The 19727-nt window shown below is 42.0% G+C and carries 17 protein-coding genes; 6 read left to right on the forward strand and 11 right to left on the reverse strand.

What is annotated here, in order from left to right:
* Window positions 1-262 precede the first annotated feature (262 nt).
* Together V7K25_RS06515 and V7K25_RS06520 are read left to right on the forward strand one after the other, a co-directional pair.
* Complete coding sequence (locus V7K25_RS06515) at window positions 263-982, forward strand: rhomboid family intramembrane serine protease (RefSeq protein WP_335156168.1); 720 nt, start codon at window positions 263-265, stop codon at window positions 980-982.
* A gap of 116 nt (window positions 983-1098) precedes the next feature.
* Entirely contained in the window at window positions 1099-1782 is a 684-nt protein-coding gene (locus V7K25_RS06520; RefSeq protein ID WP_335156170.1) for a rhomboid family intramembrane serine protease, read from the forward strand.
* A gap of 149 nt (window positions 1783-1931) precedes the next feature.
* Here V7K25_RS06520 and V7K25_RS06525 read toward each other — a convergent pair whose 3' ends face one another.
* From V7K25_RS06525 to V7K25_RS06545, 5 genes are all read right to left on the reverse strand, one after another.
* Window positions 1932-4106: a GumC family protein gene (locus V7K25_RS06525; protein ID WP_335156172.1), complete on the reverse strand. Its 2175-nt coding sequence runs from the start codon at window positions 4104-4106 to the stop codon at window positions 1932-1934.
* Window positions 4107-4203: 97 nt separating this feature from the next.
* Window positions 4204-5562, reverse strand: a complete 1359-nt coding sequence (locus V7K25_RS06530) for a polysaccharide biosynthesis/export family protein (RefSeq protein WP_335156174.1) — start codon at window positions 5560-5562, stop codon at window positions 4204-4206.
* 211 nt (window positions 5563-5773) lie between these two features.
* Entirely contained in the window at window positions 5774-6496 is a 723-nt protein-coding gene (locus V7K25_RS06535) for a cyanoexosortase B system-associated protein (protein WP_335156176.1), read from the reverse strand.
* A gap of 130 nt (window positions 6497-6626) precedes the next feature.
* Window positions 6627-7520, reverse strand: coding sequence for a cyanoexosortase B (gene crtB, locus V7K25_RS06540; protein WP_335156178.1), 894 nt, complete (start codon window positions 7518-7520; stop codon window positions 6627-6629).
* Window positions 7521-7619: 99 nt separating this feature from the next.
* Window positions 7620-8804, reverse strand: coding sequence for a DegT/DnrJ/EryC1/StrS family aminotransferase (locus tag V7K25_RS06545; RefSeq protein ID WP_442948067.1), 1185 nt, complete (start codon window positions 8802-8804; stop codon window positions 7620-7622).
* 540 nt (window positions 8805-9344) lie between these two features.
* Here V7K25_RS06545 and V7K25_RS06550 point away from each other — a divergent pair.
* Window positions 9345-10898: a sensor histidine kinase gene (locus V7K25_RS06550; RefSeq protein ID WP_335156198.1), complete on the forward strand. Its 1554-nt coding sequence runs from the start codon at window positions 9345-9347 to the stop codon at window positions 10896-10898.
* Between the two features lie 267 nt (window positions 10899-11165).
* Window positions 11166-12584 (forward strand): IctB family putative bicarbonate transporter, encoded by a 1419-nt coding sequence (locus V7K25_RS06555; protein ID WP_335156182.1) that lies wholly within the window; start codon window positions 11166-11168, stop codon window positions 12582-12584.
* A 63-nt stretch (window positions 12585-12647) separates the two neighbouring features.
* Here the strand turns inward: V7K25_RS06555 and V7K25_RS06560 are convergent, their stop codons facing one another.
* Both V7K25_RS06560 and smpB read right to left on the reverse strand, forming a co-directional pair.
* Complete coding sequence (locus V7K25_RS06560; protein ID WP_335156184.1) at window positions 12648-12947, reverse strand: WGxxGxxG family protein; 300 nt, start codon at window positions 12945-12947, stop codon at window positions 12648-12650.
* A gap of 181 nt (window positions 12948-13128) precedes the next feature.
* Window positions 13129-13596 (reverse strand): SsrA-binding protein SmpB, encoded by a 468-nt coding sequence (smpB, locus tag V7K25_RS06565; RefSeq protein ID WP_100900463.1) that lies wholly within the window; start codon window positions 13594-13596, stop codon window positions 13129-13131.
* Between the two features lie 463 nt (window positions 13597-14059).
* Here smpB and V7K25_RS06570 point away from each other — a divergent pair, with 463 nt between their 5' ends.
* Window positions 14060-14743: a response regulator transcription factor gene (locus tag V7K25_RS06570; RefSeq protein WP_335156186.1), complete on the forward strand. Its 684-nt coding sequence runs from the start codon at window positions 14060-14062 to the stop codon at window positions 14741-14743.
* A gap of 61 nt (window positions 14744-14804) precedes the next feature.
* Here V7K25_RS06570 and V7K25_RS06575 read toward each other — a convergent pair whose 3' ends face one another.
* From V7K25_RS06575 to murC, 4 genes are all read right to left on the reverse strand, one after another.
* Window positions 14805-15275 (reverse strand): low molecular weight protein-tyrosine-phosphatase, encoded by a 471-nt coding sequence (locus V7K25_RS06575; protein ID WP_335156200.1) that lies wholly within the window; start codon window positions 15273-15275, stop codon window positions 14805-14807.
* 62 nt (window positions 15276-15337) lie between these two features.
* Window positions 15338-15685 carry a YbaB/EbfC family nucleoid-associated protein gene (locus tag V7K25_RS06580; RefSeq protein ID WP_100900466.1) on the reverse strand — a complete coding sequence of 116 codons (348 nt, stop codon included), beginning with the start codon at window positions 15683-15685 and terminating at the stop codon, window positions 15338-15340.
* 246 nt (window positions 15686-15931) lie between these two features.
* Window positions 15932-16933: a UDP-N-acetylmuramate dehydrogenase gene (murB, locus tag V7K25_RS06585; protein ID WP_335156188.1), complete on the reverse strand. Its 1002-nt coding sequence runs from the start codon at window positions 16931-16933 to the stop codon at window positions 15932-15934.
* 132 nt (window positions 16934-17065) lie between these two features.
* The gene (murC, locus tag V7K25_RS06590; RefSeq protein WP_335156190.1) at window positions 17066-18529 is read right to left on the reverse strand and encodes a UDP-N-acetylmuramate--L-alanine ligase; all 1464 of its coding nucleotides are present in this window, start codon (window positions 18527-18529) and stop codon (window positions 17066-17068) included.
* A 402-nt stretch (window positions 18530-18931) separates the two neighbouring features.
* Between murC and nadD the strand changes: the two genes are divergently transcribed.
* Window positions 18932-19558 (forward strand): nicotinate (nicotinamide) nucleotide adenylyltransferase, encoded by a 627-nt coding sequence (gene nadD / locus V7K25_RS06595; protein ID WP_335156192.1) that lies wholly within the window; start codon window positions 18932-18934, stop codon window positions 19556-19558.
* Window positions 19559-19727 lie beyond the last annotated feature (169 nt).

Raw genomic sequence — 19727 nt, forward strand, 5'->3', positions numbered from 1 at the left:
TAAAAATTCAGTTAAGCGAGCGCTTTATCATTCGATTTTTGGTTAGGAATGTTTTGAAGAATATTTTGATAATTTTGAACTATATCTCTGTACGGAAATTTGAATGCGGCAGAGTGAAATCGAAGTGTTAAAGACTGTATTTTTTATAATGGGTTGCAATCTTGCTAACAAATCTTGATGGAATCCATCCATGAGGTAGAAGAAACTACTTACAAAAATTAGTATTGTGTAACTGATGTCTTAAAATCAGGAAAAAACGCTTGTGGTTCCCATTAGAGATAATAATCCGACAAAAATTACGCCTTATGTGACTTATGGACTGATTGCTGCTAATGTCCTCGCTTTTCTTTATGAGGCAAATCTTCCCCCCCAAGCGTTAAATGGGTTTCTACGCCTTGCGGCTGTAGTACCACGAGAACTGACTTTAAGCTTTGCTGGTGTCTCTTTACATCAACCAGTGCCAGAGTGGGCAACTTTAATTACCTCACAATTTTTACACGGTGGTTTCTTGCACTTAGCAGGTAATATGTTATTTCTCTGGATTTTTGGTAACAACGTTGAAGATAAGTTAGGTCATGCCAAATATTTGCTGTTTTATTTATCTTGCGGAGTTTTGGCATCCTTGACCCAGTGGTTCTTCGCTCAAGATTCTAGCATTCCTTCTTTGGGTGCAAGTGGTGCGATCGCAGGTGTTTTAGGAGCATACATTCTCCGCTTTCCCAACGCTGAAGTTCTCGGCATAGTGCCTTTAGGGTTTTTCTTCCCGACTTTCCGCGTCCCAGCATATTTCTTTTTGGGATTTTGGTTTCTTGAACAAGCCTTCTACGGGCTTGCTAGTCTGCAAACACGTACCAACATCGGTATGGAAAGCGGCGGTATTGCCTATTGGGCCCATGCAGGCGGTTTTATCTTTGGAGCAATTCTGGGCCCACTGTTGGGTTTGTTTAACGATAAATCAAAGGAAGAAGCTTGGTATCAGTAATTTTCAGAGGATCATCAAGGCTTTTAATCAGACTAATTAATGAAATTGCCTAAGCTTCGCAGCTGCTAGCCTTACAAGCTATATTGCAGTTAGTGAATAAATTAGGAAAAACATTTGTGTTTCCCCTCTACGATGAAAATCCGACGCGAGCCACCCCGTATTTCACCTACGGGTTAATTGGTATGAATATTTTAGTTTTTCTTCACGAGGTGAGGTTGTTAAATGCATCGTCAAATGTACAATTGAATCAGTTTTTAAGTCAGTATGCAGTAATACCTCAACAGTTAACTACCAATTGGAGTGGAGAGTGGATAACATTATTTACATCGCAATTTTTACACGGTGGTTGGTGGCACTTAATCTCCAATATGGTGTTTCTCTGGATTTTTGGCAACAATATTGAAGATCGATTGGGTCATGTTAAATATCTAATTTTTTATTTAGCGTGTGGTGCTTTAGCTGCCTTGTGTCAATGGTTTATTGGCATGAATTCTGAGATTCCTTCTTTGGGAGCAAGTGGTGCAATTTCTGGTGTTCTAGGTGCTTACATTATCCGCTTTCCCCAAGCTAGAGTCATGACCCTAGTATTTTTGGGGTTTTTCATCACCACAATCAGAGTGCCAGCACTAGTAATAATTGGACTTTTTATTGTCCAAAATGTAATTTCCGGTCTTGCTAGCCTGCAAACAGCCGCTAACATGAGCGTTGAAACTGGTGGAGTTGCCTACTGGGCACACATTGGTGGTTTTGCTTTTGGGATAATTCTTGCTCCCCTATTTGGGTTGTTTAGGCAGGACTAAGTACAAAATTTCCTAGATTCGTAGCGAAATAATTGCTACCTATCAATCGTCTACGTATCCTTTGCGTTGAAATTTCCCCTCTCGATTCATCACGGTTTTACTCAAAGCTGTACTAAGCAATTTAAAACTATTCCCTATTTGGAAACTATTTAGTTTTTGTTGGCACTTGCTGAAAATTCTTCTGATTCTTCCGTTTTAGATGTAAATGTTGATGATTCTACGACTTGTTCAGGTAAAGAAACAATGATATCAGTGCCATTTATAATTGCCCCCAATAACCCCAGTTCTGATTCAACCAGTTGATCGATAGCTTCACCTAACATGTTCTCTTGTGTATAGTGTGGTCGCGCCACAAGTACCATGCCATCGCTGTAGGGTTGGATTAACAAAGGGTCATTAGATATGCTGAGAGAACCCGTATCTAAAATAACTATATCAAAACGTTCGCGCACATCCTCCATCAGGCGACGCATTTCGCTAGATTCAAGAATAGCTGCGGATTGCCGCACAGGCCCAGGGCTGGGTATAATGTATAAATTCTCTACATGAGGAACTAAACGAATACATTCACTTAAGTTAGCGTAATAACGCAGGGGTTCAATAGTGGCGTCGGGGTCAGGAATTACATTCACTGATGCACAACGGGAAGGCGATCGCAAATCTGTTTCAATAATCAAGGTTCTTTTACCAGCACGAGCTGAAGCTATACCCAAGTTATAAGCACTTGCCGTTTTACCCTCTAGGTTACTAGTGCTAGTAATCAACACCACCTTTAAGGCTTTACCACCAATCCGGCGCAGATTACTACGGAATTTCTCATAAAATTCTAAATAAGGAGAATCAGCAGAAAGTACTACAGGCACCGCATCTTGAGGCAAATCATCAACTGGCATTAAAGGCAATTCTCCCAATAGTACCACTTCTCGTTGCTTGAGGCTCTCGCGGATATCCTCCCTGGTTTTGAAAGTACCTTCCAGCGCTCCTAACAAAAATATCACCCCGCCACCAATTAACACACCTAATAAACTACCCACAGCAAGGGTAATAGGTACACTCTTAGGTGGTTTTACGTCAGCAGTTGCTGTAGGGCGTCTGGCAATGCTAAGGCTGCTGGTAGTTTCTGCCTCTGCGGTTTTGGCATCAGTTAACTTCGCCTGCATTTGGTCATAGATGGCTTTTTTAAGTCCAACTTCTTGTTCTAAACGCGATCGCTCTAATTGCTTATTAGGTATTAAAGAATACTCTTGTCGTAGTCGCGCTTCTTGTTGGATTTCTTGAGCTAGCTGTTGTTGCAGCGTCTCCTGTTGGGTTTGCAAAGACACCATTTGGTTTGCCAACTGCTGGCGGGCTGGATCTAAGCTACTTTGGGCGCGAATACCTGCAACACTACCCTGAAGCGGAGCCGCCGTTCCATTGCCACCTAATACCTCCGCAGCCCGTTGTTGCAACAATTCCTCAGCAGCTTGTTTCTGACGCAGCAATTGAACCATCGTTGGGTGTTCCGGCCGCAAATCTTTCCTAAGTAAGGCGATTTGCGACTCACTCTGATAAATTTGCGTTCGCAAGTTACCAATAATTGGATCGGCGCTCAAAGCAGAAGAAATATAAGCCTGTCCGACTGTTAAGCCTAACTTATTTTGTAAACTCTTAACTTGACCATCAACCCCAGAAATAGTTAATTGAATTTGCCGTTGTAGATTTTGGCTGGCAGTAACAGCGCTTAATAAACTGCCATTCTCCGCCGCTAATATCGCCGTTCGCTCTATGCGATCGTACTGTTCCAGTTTCTTTTCGGCAATTTGCAATTCCCGTTTAGCTTGTGGTAAGCGCTCATTAATCTTTTCAATAATTGCTTGTAATCGCCCAGTATTGATGTCACTGCTCAACTTAATCATTGATTGCATCAATTCAGTCAAGACCTCTATGGCTCGTTTGGGGTCACTATCTACATATTTTAGTTCAAATGTACTAGTTTCTAATTCTCCAGTCTTGGCATTTTTTTTAGGTAGAGAAAGGACAATACTTGAACCAAGTTGTTTCGGTTTGATATTTACTTTCTCTGCCACTGTGGCAAGTATCTGGTTTGATAATAAAACATCCTCATTTAGTTCCTTTCCTTGCTGTTGGATTTGACTACCAGTTGCAGAGAAAGAAACTGGTGGCCCAGCATAAGTAAGTGCGGCAGATGCTATGTAGTTAGTCTGTGGTTCTGGCTGCATAGCCACTACCGTTGACCCCACTACGACTAAACCAAAACTAGCTAGTCCAATCCACTTGTATTTTTCAAAAGCAATAAGATAGCGTTTAACAATTGGTGGAGTCATGGCAGGGGCATATAGAATCAGTTATCAGCTTTATATTTGTCACCCTCATCTCCTCTTCTTTCACATCCGGTAACAATCGGTGAAGAGGTAAGAGTCATTAATTTGACCCGCCACCGAAGTTATCAAAAAATCGGAGAAAGGACTGGACATTAAAGAAGGGTTGAGTAATGGTAGTCAAGAAATTAGTAATTCTACCGATAAGGTTTCGACCAACAACAAGAACATCATTATCTTGAAGGGCCACATTTTGAGATGCATCGCCTCCTAGAGCTTTTTTCGCATCAAGTTTCTGGGTAACAGCTTTACCTTGTTCAGGATCAAAGCGAACTAGAGCGATATCTCGGAGATTAGCAGTGTCGAGATTTACTCCTCCCAAAGCATCTACAAAGGTACTCCCGTTAGGTAGTGCTTGAATCGAAAGACCACCCGCAGCGTAGTTTAAAACGCGGATTTTAATCTGTGGTGTAGCTAAGGATGAACGTGCTACCAAATTGCGGTCATAATCGTCATTATTACCAACTTCACGACGGGGAACGAGTATAGCATCTCCGTCTTGTAAGCGTAAATTAGGGATTGAACCGCCATTTTGCAGTGCTGCATATAAATCAATAGTTTGTGAAATCACAGAACCATCGATTAACTTCCGGCGTACTTGTACTTGTCGCAGGTCTGCATTCAAAGTTGAACCACCAGATATTAGTAAGGCATCAGCAACGCGGGGTGTTGTTGAATTAATTGGATAAATTCCTGGTTTAAATATTTCCCCACTAATGGTAACTTGAACTGGTCGCGTTCCTGCCAAAGATACTATTACGATTGGATCGGGTAAAATGCTACTTAAACCCAAACGAATTTTTTCTTGAGCTTCTTCTAAAGTTAAGCCTTGTAATGACACCGTTCCCACTTGTGGCACTACGATGTTGCCTTCTGGGCTAATTACAGCTTGAAAACTTAAGTCTTGACGCTGCGTTGCCAAGGCTAAAACTATTACTGGATCAACCACATAACGATTTAAACCCAAGCGAATTTTTTCTTGAGCTTCTTCCAAAGTCAAACCTTGTAAGGAAACTTTTCCCAGTAGCGGCACCACAATGTTACCTTCTGGGTTGATTAAAGCTTGAAAGCTTAAATCTGGAAAGCGTTGCACCGAAACGCTAATTCCATCTCCTATTCCTAAGCGGTACGGCCCAGGAGGACGCTGAAGCACAACGCCAATTGTATCTCCTGGCCCCAAGAGATAGCGACTGAGTTGGGGGGAAATTTCGTTATTTGCACCTGGAGGCACAACCTCAGTACCTGGCACAGGTGCAGGGGGCTGCCTTGGTGATTGTCCTTGAGGTGGAAAAGGCTGGGCAACAACAAGCTGGATAGGTGCTGTTAAAAAAACTCCTACTTGAAGACTGACAAAACACAGGGCGCTGAATGCACGCATATAAGAACTTTGATCTATAAACATCGGTGCAGGAAAACAGAGATAAAAATTAGTCGCGCCGAGTGGTAATTTTACTCTAAAAATGCTCTAAATGTCTTTTTTATCTGTGAGTATTTTACCAACAAAAAGTAGAAAAATTTTACCCATTCTAATTTATAACTTCATATTGTTAACCTGAACGTGATTGTAGAGATACAACTGAAGCATCTCTGCACAAATGCATCTGTAACAGACTTTACAAAGAGTCTGTCATTAATTTAGCTTGCACTGTTTCTCCAATAGACTCTGCTAAAGGCCAAGATGTTTCTACCTGCCCCAAAGGTTCTATTGGAATCAGAATACTCACGCCTACCCAAGGAGTGCGTTGCTTACGCCACTGAGCCAATTGATCTGCCAAGAACCAGTGGAAAGGTGATGGAGTTCCGCCATCTGGCATAGCGTACCATTGCAAGACAGCGAAGGTTTGTTGCGGTGTGACAGCGCGAAAGAATCTAGCTTCTACTTTTGTTTCAACCTTAGATGTCAATTTTGCAGGCGGTTTTACAGTAAATTCAGCAGAACGATATTGAGCTATATCCCACTTTCCCCAGCGCGATCTTCCCCAGCCCTTAACGTCTGTCCACTCTACCTCTGGTTGATCCATAGGCCCATTTTGCGGCAGCAAAAGCAAGATTGCCTGGGATTCGGAACCTTCTTTTTTAAGAACCTGCAAAGACCATTTATGTTCGCCAATTTGCTGTTCTGCTTGTTCAATAGTTTGCCAACCGGGAAGGTGTAACCCAGCATGGCGGATCTGTTTTAACTCCTTGAGGGTAGTAACAGGTGGCGGCTGTTTCCATTGCCAGTGTCCTGTCAGATATCCGGGAACCCCTCCTACTGCCAACAAGAGTAGCAATAACAAAAGTGCTGCTACCTGACTCAATTGATTTTCTTTAAAAAACTTGGAGAAAGAAATCATCAGTAAAATTTATAATACTTAGGCAAAATTTTACTTCATAAAATCGCACCATGAGTTCAGTAATATTTATGAGTAGAGAAAAAGCAGGGGAGGCAGGGGGAGTAAGGGGAGAATGACTAATGACCAATGACTAATGACTTTCCCCTTCTTGTTGAGTTTCTGATACTGAAAAATAGCTATTAATCCAATTTAGTAAGGGCACTAATGACACCAACATACAAGCAGAGTAGAGGTCACCACCCCAACCCTCATGCAGCCATTTAAAAGCCCCTTCTTGACCTGTGCCGTGAAAGAAAGTCAGTAAAGTATTACGAATGATATTGGCACAAGTACTAACGATCGCAGCAAGAGATAAAAACGTTATAACTGTGCGACGTGAAGACAAAGCATCTGTCCAATAAAGCAGCATCAAGCCGACGTAGAGTGTAGTAAACAACATTTTCAGCCCTGCACAATAGGGGGCAACTTCTACAATCCGTCCCCCCACGTAGAGATTTATCTCGTCTACGGTTACGTCCATACCAAATTGATTCAGTATAAAGCCTGCTGTGCCAGCGATAAAGCTTTGAAGGGGCGAGGTGTAGGGAGCAATGAGATAGGGTAGTGCCGTTGGGGTTGCCAAAAATACTAGTATCAGAGAGAACCCTTGCGATCGCAAACCTGCTATTCCCTTAAACCACAAGCATAATCCTGCCAGTATAACGGGCAAGGAAAGGTTAACCCACTCTGTAACACCACTAAGATAAAACACTGCCCCGATTAACAACAAAACAGGGCCCAAAGGATGGATGGTATCTGGTAAACGTTTCCACTTTTTCCGGTTCATCCAGCCCAGATAAGCCGCAAATGGTAAACCAATAATCCCGTGGCTGAAATATTCGTGTTCTGTACTGATATTTTTGTTCAGCCAACCATCCAACCAATGTAGCAATATAGGAGCATAAAGCAGCAGCAAAACGCCTAAAATAGCTAGATTTAATAATTCTGAGGCGTTTCTGTTTTTAAGCTGTTGCGGTAGTACCATGATTTTCAGTAGTTCAAAAACTCTCAATGTTTAAGGGGAGTGGGGAGTGGGGAACCTCATGAATAAATTCAGTTGCTCTGTACTAAGTACAAGTATTTCTCATTCCCGTATTACCCTACTCCCCACTCCCTCTTTGAGTTTATCTGTTTTAGAAGTTGAGACTGCATGAGCGATCGCTGCTACAACTTCTTTAACTTGGCTACTGGTCAAACCAGGATACATCGGTAATGATAATATTTCTTTTGACAATTTTTCTGCCTGGGGAAAATCTCCAGGCTGATAGCCTAAGTTGGTGAATGCTGGTTGGAGATGACAAGGAATTGGGTAATGAATGCCAGTTTGAATTCCTACTGCTGTAAGTTTTTCTTGGAGTTGTTGGCGTTCTATGGGGCAAGAATCATCAACTCTAATGACATAAAGGTGATACACATGGCCTGTATAACTTTGGTTTTTCATAGGGATAATACCAGCAGTTGCCAAGGGTGCTAGTTCATCATCATACTGCTGGGCAATAGTCAAGCGATCGCGATTCCATTGTGGCAAATATGGTAATTTTTGGTGCAAGACTGCTGCTTGTAAAGTATCCAAGCGGCTATTTGTACCTGGTTCAGTATGAAAATACTTTTGCGATGCACCATAATTTCGCAAGCGCATCATCTTCTGAGCTATATCTGAATCTCGTGTTAGCAGCATTCCTCCATCCCCAAACGCTCCCAAATTTTTGCTGGGATAGAAACTAAAAGCTGCTGCTATTCCGACTGAACCAGCGTGATATCCGTCTCTTTGGGCGAGGTGTGCTTGTGCAGCATCTTCAAAAATTAGTAGTTTGTAGGTATCGGCAAAATTCAATAGTTCATGTGGTGATACCATTTGGCCATAGAGATGCACAGGAATAATTGCTTTGGTGTGAGACGTAATTGCCTTTGCTGCTTCTTTTAAGTCAATTAAAGCTGTTTGGCGATCGCAATCTACCAGAATTGGCTTCGCACCAGCCCGTTGTACCCCAATCAAGGTTGCTATAAAAGTGTTTGCTGGTAAAATCACTTCATCACCAGCACCAATATTACACGCTTGCAAACCGAGAGCGATCGCATCTGTTCCTGATGCAACACCAACTCCATAAGCTGCCCCAGAGGCTGCCGCAAATGCTGCTTCAAAATCTGAGACTGCTTGCCCTAAAATAAAATCTCCTTGTTCCAATACAGATTGGATTGCATATTGCAATTGCGTTTGAATTGGTTCGTGTTGTAACTTCAAGTTTACAAAAGGAACTTTAACGGTCATTTTATTCATTACCAATTGTCCTCAAAAAATATTTCCTTGGATGGAAAAAATAAAAAACCCTGCACAATTTTATGCTGAAAATTGTAATAGGTTTAATTTATTGAATCGAGACTTCTATAAACTATCTAGGATTGTCAGCCATTAATACTAGTTACTAGTTGCTATAAGTAATTGTTGCTATAAAAGATACAGACTTTTAACTTTCTCAGTAAAATTACTTTGAATATACCAGTCAGAATTTTTCCTTGTGTACATAAACAATGACAGCCCCTTTGTATTGTATCCTTAGCATTAGCTTACCCTGGCTAAATCCAAATCTAACGCAGTCGGCTGTAAAATCCCAAGCAATAAAGGCTACACCAGCTTTAAATAAAGAATATTCAGCACCAGTAACCGACTTAATGTAAGAGATCAAAAATTTTTGCTCCAAATTTGTTTGTCAGAGGCAAAAATAGGGAATGCTTAAAAATAGGAATTGATAACCCAGAATAGGGCTTATATCAATTACAGTATCGAGAAATTATTAAGGTAGCAGTGGCAATGATAGAGCCTGAAAATAAATTATTTGCCCTAAAGGATGGTTGGGACTCTCATGAATCAAGAGAACAACAACGCCTTAAAGCTTTGTCAGATTTAGGTTTGCGGCAACCAGAGACGATTCCGGTTTTTGAAGAAGCCACACAGACTGCTGCCCACTTTTTGGAAGCACCAATTTCCATATTGGGATTTGTGGATCAAGAACGTCACTGGTTCAAGTCGGCGGTGGGCTTATCTAGGCTGGGGCTAATGAATCATTTAGCACAAAGCCGCCAACTGTCACGTCGGGAATCCTTTTGCACCCAAGTAGTAGAGAGTCTTCAAATTTTTGTAATTAATGATACGCAGAATCTGACAGACCCAGTACTTGCTAGCAGCAAGTTAGTACAGGACTATGGTATTCGTGCTTACTTAGGAGCGCCACTGATTGATGCTGAGGGACATTGTTTGGGTGCATTGGCGGTGATGGATTTAGTGCCGCGCAATTTTACAAACCGAGACATTGAGTTTTTACAAATTATAGCTCGTTGGAGCATGAGTGAATTTGAACGTAACCGACTTCTGCAACGGAGACTCGAATCAAGTACACCCGTAATCGCTCCAATATTTTCAATCAATGACGAACGGAATACTGAAATTAAAATCACCTCAGCCACTACAGATAGCGGCTCTGTTTCTACCAAGGAACTGAAACTGGAACTTTTGGATCAGCTAACTCAGGAGTTACGCACGCCCTTAACATCTGTACTCGGCATGGCTAGTGTTTTAGGACGTGAGATTTATGGGCCTTTGACGACTAAGCAGAGAGAATATTTGGAAATTATCCAACACAGTGGTCGGTATTTACTTTCCTTAGTAAACGAAATTACCGAACTAGGAGCTATGGATGAAAATTCAACTGTGCTAAATATAGCTCCTGTGGATATCGAAATGCTGTGTCAACAAGCTATCAATACCCTTGAAGAAGCAGCTAATCGCCGCGAACAAGATATTCGTCTCTCTATAGAACCGGGACGCAATCGCATTTGGCCTTTAGATAAAGACAAGGTGCGGCAAATCCTCTATCACCTAGTTTTCAGTGTGATTCAGCTTTCGGCTACAGGTAGCATTGTTCGTATTCATGTTTCTTACAAGGAAGATACGCTTAACATTACTATTTGGGTTTCCCACCCTTGGCTAGGGGACGGTATTACTGAAGTTGATCCCTACTTCCGCCTCAATTCTTTGTCGCTGCTGGAGCTAACAGGTGAAGTAGCAACTTACAATACTCATGGACAAAGCCAGGAGCAAGGAGATATTTCATCAGTAGCAGTGGATAATTCAAATCACTTGAGTGCGAATCACTCAAATTTCTTTGCTGCTAGTTCAGGTATAAATTTAGCTAAATCACATGGAAATATCTCTCGTGAAAGTTTGGGTCTGTTGCTAAGTTGTCAACTGGCAGAATTGCATAGCGGACAAATTTTGATTCAAGGTTCACCAGAATCAGGATATCGTTATGTGCTTTCTTTGCCACTGCAACTGGCGACTTCTTCACAAACAATCAGCGATGTCTAATTACAAGTAGCGAGCAGGTTACAGGCTATAAATAATAAGGAAATACAAATTCATGCTTTGTTATGTAGTAACTAGATGAAGGGTTAATCAACGGCTATCTTCACTTAGTATTAGCTGAAGTGTTTTAGATTACAGGTAGTGGCTGATCGCTATGAATAAGAGCATCATCACTAAACTGCAATTTTCGTTATTACCTTTTTATAGCCATAGGCATTATGATCAATTCCAAGTTCTGCGTCGGCAGGCTAATTGATCGCAATGTTTTTTATGAATTTAGTCTGGCAACGATTTACTTTATCATCTTTACCGCTCAAAGAATACTTTGCTACCAGTTATGTACATCGTTTTCTGGTGGGACTGTTAAGTTCTTGGCGGCAAACCAGCGTCTTGATTCAATGGGGAGATGCGATCGCAGCTGCTTTACTCAGTTTAGTGTATGCGCTTGCACCTTTTGCTTCGAGTACATTGGTGGGCTTGTTGCTGGGGGCTTGTGTAGCATTTTGGCTGTTGTTAACTTTATCTGATGAGGCAACACCAGCAAATGTCTCCTCAGTCACTCCTATTCACCTGCTGGTATTGCTTTACTGGGGGGTTGCCGCAGTCGCAACGGCATTATCACCAGTGAAAAAAGCGGCACTTAACGACTTGGGAACCTTAACCTTGTATTTGCTGCTATTTGCCCTTTGTGCCAGGATACTGAGGTCGCCTCGCCTCCGGTCTTGGATTATCATCCTTTACCTGCACGTATCTTTAATTGTCAGTGTATATGGGTTGCGGCAATGGTTTTTTGGAGCCACGGCACTGGCAACTTGGGTTGATCCAGAATCTCCTATGTCTAAGACTACCAGAGTCTACAGTTATTTAGGCAATCCTAACTTATTGGCTGGATACCTCTTACCAGCAGTAATTTTCAGCTTAGTGGCAATTTTTGCATGGCAAAGTTGGATCAAAAAAGCTTTGGCATTAACAATGTTAATTGTCAATGCTGCCTGCCTGATCCTTACTTTTAGTCGTGGCGGTTGGATTGGACTAGTGGTGGCAATTTTAGCTGTGATGGCATTGCTAGTTTATTGGAAAAGCGTGGAAATGCCTCGTTTTTGGCGTACCTGGTCGCTACCGATTGTTTTGGGAGGTTTGATCGGTATATTGGTGTTAGCAGTGATATTTGTAGAGCCAGTGCGCTTAAGAGTGTTCAGCATTTTTGCTGACCGTCAAGATAGCAGTAATAATTTTCGCCGAAATGTGTGGGATGCTGTTTTCGAGATGATTCGCGATCGCCCAATTTTCGGCATTGGCCCTGGACACAACTCTTTTAATCAAGTTTATCCTCTTTACCAACGCCCTCGTTACACTGCTTTGAGTGCCTATTCGATTTTGTTTGAAGTGACTCTAGAAACTGGCTTTGTTGGTTTAGCCTGCTTTCTCTGGCTAATAATTGTCACATTTAATACGGCATTTCTACAAGTGCGACGACTGCGACGATTGAGAAGTGTAGAAGGATTTTGGTTAATTGGAGCGATCGCTATTTTGTTGGGGATGCTAGCTCATGGAACCGTGGATACTGTTTGGTATCGTCCTGAAGTTAATACCCTTTGGTGGCTCATAGTTGCCTTAATTGCTAGCTATTGGACACCTTTAGCTCAAAACCAGATAAATTCATCTAACTCAGAACCAACAGTAAACTAACATGATTAAGTTGTCGGTTGTTTTTCTACTGAACAACTGACAACTTAATGAATTTTCTATTGTCTAGTCTTTGTAAGTAGTGGTCCCTGGAGCATTAGGGTCGCGGTAAGCAGTGGGTCGGTTCTCACTCTTTTTACCACCCAAACCAGCCAAACCAGCTAGACCAATTAATCCTAGCCAACCCCAATCAAAACCGTTGCGATCGTTATTGTAAGTTGTCGTTCCTGAAGTTGACGTTCCTGAAGAAGTACTGCCTCCGGGGTCAGTTGTCGTCTGAGCTTGTGCGGATAGAGTTAAGGGTAAAACTGCCATACTCAACGTGAGAACGCCAGCACCAACAGCTGTAATGAAATTACTTTTCATAAGTTTTGACAATTCCTTATGCCATCCGAAGTTACTCACCACTTTATCGATTCCCGGCTTTAAGAAAATCAATCTGCGGCTATAAACTAAGAATTTTCACAACTCACGCTGTGGATATACAACATACTTCTTACAGCAATCGGTTTCTCATTCTGGTGTGGTAGTTTAGCGGCACTGACGCTCAATAGTTTTTCATTGCCCGTTGAATGTCACGCTGGTCTTGGCGTCGTTTCAGGTCTTCTCGCTTGTCGTGGAGCTTTTTACCTTTGCCAAGGGCTATACTCACTTTTACCCAGCCACGTTTGAGATACATTTTCAAAGGGATTAAAGTTAAACCCTGCTGTTCTACTGTGCCAATTAGCTTGCGGAGTTCTTTGCGATGCAACAGCAGCTTGCGTGTACGCCGTGGTTCATGATTAAAATATTGTCCACTAGCGTTATAAGGCGAGATATGGACATTAATCAACCATGCTTCACCATTGCGAAGCAAAGCATAGCCATCTTGGAGATTGACTTTACCCGCACGAATCGACTTAACCTCGGTTCCTGTCAACTCAATTCCAGCTTCGTAAGTTTCTAGAATTTCATACAAATAACGGGCTTGGCGGTTGTCGCTAATAACTTTGTAACTGTCGCTCTTGTCGCTCATTGATAATTTTGTGTGCTTTAAATGTACCTAAAAAATTATTTAGATTTTTTGTTAATTATAGGCTGTATCTTAGAACCGCTATAAATTATGAACTGTATATCACTAATTTAGGTTTTAGTAAATTATTTATTAAGTTAATATTAATTTATACTATGGTAGTATTTACCGTGCTTTATTGATGAGTTGTTACAAACGACAAAGCTTTCTATGCCTCCCAAGGAGAGCTAGTCAGCCCCTTACCTACGGGACGCTGCGCGAACGGGGAAGTTAAAAGTCAAAGGTGAGTTACATTTCTTTAACCTTTTCTAAGGATTTAAGATTTTCTTTATAAATCATCCCTAAAAATATCATTAGGTGGTAATCCTGTCATAGTATGAAACATAAGAATATTATTGTCTGTGTTCACTGATGAAGCGCGTAAAAGCAAATTTCTGAGTAAAAAAATGCTAGGGGTGTATTGTCCATGCCCTTGACGATCCTTGTAGTGGATGATGATTTGGGCACTCGCCTATCTGTTAGTGACTATCTTGAACTGTCTGGCTACTCAGTGATTACGGCTAATGACGGTCAAGAGGCTTTGGTTATGGTGGATGAGCATCATCCAGATTTGATTGTCACAGATATTGTGATGCCGCAGATGAATGGCTACGAACTAGTGCGTCGTGTGCGTCAACAACCAGTGTTTCGGTTATTACCTGTAATTTTATTAACAGCCCGAACTAAGACCCAGGAAAGAATTTTGGGCTACCAGTCAGGGTGCGATTTATTCTTACCCAAGCCTTTTGAACTGGAAGAGTTAGCAGCAGCAATCCGCAATCTTTTGGAGCGATCGCAAATTATTCAATCGGAGTATCGGTTTTCTCATAAAGAAAGTTTGGGCATTTCCGCTTCTACAAAAGCGGTGGATGCCCATAATTCTCTGTCCACTCAAATTCAGAAATCCCACTTGCACTCATCCCTAACTCATAGAGAACAGGAAGTTTTAGAGTTATTGACTCATGGTCTTTCTAATGCCGAAATGGGTCATCAGCTACACCTGAGTCCTCGCACAGTGGAAAAGTATGTTAGCAGTTTATTAAGAAAAACCTCAACCAGCAACCGAGCGGAATTAGTGCGTTTTGCCATGAAGCATGGTTTGGTGGAATAAAAAAAGTTAGGAGTAGAGATGCGATTAATCGTGTTTGTGCAGGAGTGAGGAATTAAAACTCCTAACTCCTAACTTCTGTAAGCAGACCTTCACAAGCATCGATCAGTAAATCAATAACCCGATTAAATCCCTCTTGACCACCGTAATAGGGATCTGGAACTTCTTTTAGGGAGTGTCGAGAGCAAAACTCGCACATCAAACGTACTTTATGCTGATACTGCTTAGTTTTATCAAGAATGAGGATGTTCTCATAATTTTCTTGATCCATCGCTAAAATTAAATCAAAGTCTTGAAAGTCTGACTTTTGAAACTGGCGTGCTTGACCACGTAGTTTAATTCCCAACTTTGTAGCAGCCGCAGCACTCATGCGTCTGTCAGGTGGGCTACCAACGTGATAGCTAGATGTACCAGCTGAGTCACAGAGTATGTGTTCGCTTAAGCCAGCCTGCTCAATTAGATGATTCATAATGTTTTCTGCCGATGGCGATCGGCAGATATTACCTAAGCAGACAAATAGCAACTTGTAAGCCATAGATATTTTTTGTCCTTTGTCATAAGTCAAAAGTCATTTGACCAATGACCAATGACTTTTGACTAAAATCCAGGAAGTTCAAGTCCACTGGTCAATTCTTCCATACGTTCTCGCATTGTTGCTGTGGATTTGTTGTAGGCTTCTTTCATTGCCACTGTTACCAGATCAGAAAGTACTTCTGCACCTTCTCCTAAAGCATCTGGAGAAATTTCTACCCGCTTGGGTTCTTGGTTACCACTGACAATTACCTTCACCAGACCACCGCCAGATTCTCCTAGAATCTCCATTTGCTCCAATTCTTCTTGGAGTCGCTTTGCGCCTTCTTGAACTTGCTGCGCTTTCTTAAAAGCGTCAGCCAATTCTTTCATTTTTCCTAAGCCAAAGCCGAATCCCTGTCCTTTACCTGTCATAATTAGTTTTACGCGTATGCGTTGAATAACAAATCAAATTCAATTATAGATGCGGTAAGTAATTTGCCTCTTTTTTTACCAATAATTAATGCGTCATAGAATGGGCAGTGGGGAGTAGGGAGTAGGGAGTAGGGAATAGAGCATTGGGAAAGAGGAGGCAGGAGGCAGAAGCAGAAGGCAGAAGTTTTTGATTTTTGATTTTTGATTTTTGAATTGATTTCTCTGCCACTCCCTACTCTCCATTCTTTATCCACAAGCACCTTGAAACTCTCCGAGCATTTTGACTTCTGGTTCTAAATTAATAGACCAACGTTCTTGTACTTGATGTTGAATGTGGCGAATGAGACAGAAGATATCACTAGCTTTTGCTCCACCACGGTTAACAATAAAATTAGCATGGAGTTGTGCTACTTGCGCTCCACCAATTTGGTAGCCTTTGAGACCAGTTTGTTCAATTAACCAGCCAGCGCTGTAAGGTTTGGGATTGCGGAAAACACTTCCACAACTGGGGAAGTTGTATGGTTGGGTGCTCAAGCGATGCTTTTTGTGTTCTCTGGTGATTGCCACAACTTTTGCTGGGTCGGCACCTGGGGCGAGTTGTAATGTGGCTTGGGTGACTATGCGATCGCCACCTTGCAATAATGAAGTTCGGTAGCCATAACCTAACTGATCGGCGGTAAGGGTTTCCAAGGTACCATCGGGTGAAAGTACCTGGGCGCTAACTAACATATCTGCGATACAGCTATTATGTGCGCCTGCATTCATCACCACAGCTCCTCCGCCTGTTCCAGGGATACCAACAGCCCACTCCAATCCTTGCCACCCTAATTCTGCTGCCGCCCATGCCAAGCTAGGAATTGATTCTCCAGCAGCAACGGTTAATTGACCGGTTTGGGGGTCAAAGTTGCTAAAGCGCAGATGACGAGTAGCAATGACTAAGCCTGATATGCCCCCATCGCTCACAAGCAAGTTAGAACCTGCTCCCAGTGTTGTCACCTTTAAATTACGTTCTTTGGCGTATTTAAGACTTGCTTGCAGTGCTTCTAAGTTTCGGGGGGCAACGTATAAATCAGCTGCTCCCCCAACTCTATAGGAAGTAAACGCTGACAAAGAAGCCTGGGACTTAATCGTACAATCAGTATTGGGTAAGTAAATTACTTCACTGTCCACCGAATTAGTTGTTTGATGTTTCTTTGTATTCAAAGCAGAAACTGTGCAGACGTTTCCAGCTGCCTGGGAAATGGTCATTTTTACTTTTTTTGGTAAAATTTTTACATTTATTTACCGCAAAGATACGGTAATAGAGTTATCCTATGGAACCGTTGCTAGACGGGCGCTTTGCTCAGAAATAAAACTTTGCAAACTTCGCAAAATCTCCACCTAAGATGTGGCTTTAGCAGGTTCGCAAAGTGTCGTAATTATTTCAGGAATCACCTGATTCAAGTTCCCAGCCCCCAAAAACAGCGCCAAATCTCCTGGGCGTAGTGTTTGCAGCAAGAACTCACACACTGAGGGTAAAGTTGGTTGATAAACTACAGGAGAATGCTGTTTAGCAATTTCCGCCGCTAGATGTTCACCAGTAATTTGTCCTAAATTGGGTTCACCTGCACTGTAAATATCAGTCAGTACAACCAAATCAGCATGGGTAAAGGAATCGGCAAATTCATCTAAAAAGGTGAGTGTACGGCTATAGCGATGAGGTTGGAAGATGGCAACCACTCTTTGTCCTGGTCTTGCTTGTAAGCGGGCTGCGGCAAGAGTAGCGCGAATCTCGCTAGGATGATGAGCATAGTCATCGATGAAGGTAATACCATCTACTTCACCCCGGAACTCAAAGCGGCGTCTTGCTCCCTCAAAGGTGGCGATACCTTTGGCAATTTCTCCAAATTCTAAGCCCAAGACGCGACCAACAGCTACTGCTGCTAAGGCGTTACTGAGATTGTGCCGACTTAGCAGGCGTAACTTCAACACGCCCAAAGCTTTGCCTCTTTCCCAAACTAGAGCCGTAGTGCCATCAGCACGATAATCAATATTAGTAACGCTGTAGTCCGCGTCGGTATCTGAGTATAAGCTGTAGCTGATTGTGGGTTGCAAGCGATCGCGCACTGTAGCACAGTCAATGCTACCTATTAACGTTTTACAACCCTTAGCAAATGTCTGGAAGATGTCAATGACTTCTTCTAATGTCTCGTAATGGTCTGGATGATCGAGTTCAATATTGGTGATGATGCCAATCTCTGGAGCGTGTTTTACCAAGGAACCATCAGATTCATCTGCTTCGGCTACCAAATATGGGCTTTGTCCCAATCGAGCATTACCTTCCCAAGCATTGACTTCGCCACCTACTAAAATCGTTGGATCTAGACCTGCTTCCAGAAGCATATAGCCAATCATGCTACTGGTTGTAGTTTTGCCGTGTGTTCCTGCCACTGCAATACTGTGGTAATCGGCAATTAAAGCTGCCAGTACATCTGAACGATGTAAAATTGGACAACCTAATTCTAGCGCTGCTTTGTATTCTAAATTGTTCGTGTTAATTGCTGTTGAACAAATGACTTGAGGCAGTATTGATTTAGTAGCAGTAGGTATTTCTTCTTGTGAATTTAATACTACTGCATTCGCTAATACCTGAGGACGAAAGAATTCGAGATTGCTTGCCTCTTGTCTACTAAAAATATGAGCGCCGATAGATTCCAATTTGTGCGTAATGTGGTTAGGACGAAGATCCGAACCTGATACTGGAAATTGACGCTTGGCGAGAACGTATGCCAGAGCAGACATACCTATACCACCGATGCCAATAAAATGAAATGGTCTACCACTAAAATCTACAGAATTAGTCATTTCTTGCTCCTTTTACACCACACCACACCATAATCACAAATGACACGCGTATCATAACAGGAATTTGATTTTTACCGTAACTGTCCCTTAATCATGTTTATGTTTGATGGCCAGATGATATTTCTGCTCTGGTTTTGCTTGTTCAGAATGATTTTACCTTGGTTGGAGGTTTTTACTATTTCTAAACTGTTTTTAAGATTATTCTGAAAATTTTGCTCGCATCGGGAAAGAAATTCTTGTAATGTCAAATACATCTTTTTGGCTACCTTACTGGAATTGGCTACATCATACATTGTTGGTGAAGCTGATTTTAAATTGCATCCAGTCTAGGCATGAATTGACTACAATAGTACATTGGTAATGAAACTATTTTTCAATTGCATAAAATCCACGCATAACTGGATGGAGCAACTAGCAATTTTTGGTGGCACATTTGATCCAATTCATTGCGGACACCTGCTTGTAGCCGAGAGAGCTTTGCATCAAGTATCCCTTGAAAAGGTAATTTGGGTGCCATCCTTAAATCCTCCTCATAAACAAGCAGCTTTGTTTGAGCATCGTGTAAGGATGCTGCAATTAGCCATAGAAGATAACCCAGCGTTTACTGTCTCACTAGTGGAGGCAAATCTCTCTGGGACTTCCTATGCCATTAACACCCTGATGGACTTATCTGCTTCTTACCCAAATACTCACTGGTACTGGATCGTAGGCTTGGATACTTTCCAAACTTTACCCCGTTGGTACCGTGGACACGAACTAGCACAAATGTGTGATTGGTTAATAGCACCCCGACTGCTAGGTGGTGAGACTATAACTCAAAGTAAATTAATCTGCAAGCAGGTGGAGCAACAACTGAGGGAGCAGTTAATCACCATTCACTGGCAACTCTTAGATATACCTTTAGTAGGAGTTTCGTCAAGTCTAATCCGCAAATTTTGCCGCGAACGCCAGTCAATTCGTTATTTACTCCCAGAATCGGTTAGATCATATATCACTAACAACAATCTCTACTCGAACAAATCTGAATAAATTATGTGTTTTTTTGTTGATCTAACACTTTATGGTTAAAAGTGCCCCCCCCCTTTGCGATATGATTGGGGTCAACGATATCAACATATAAGCATAAATACAGAGGGCAAGACACTGTGATTAGAGTTGCAATCAACGGTTTCGGGCGGATTGGACGTAACTTTGCACG

The sequence above is a fragment of the Nostoc sp. genome, from assembly GCF_036919495.1.
Classification (GTDB): domain Bacteria; phylum Cyanobacteriota; class Cyanobacteriia; order Cyanobacteriales; family Nostocaceae; genus Nostoc.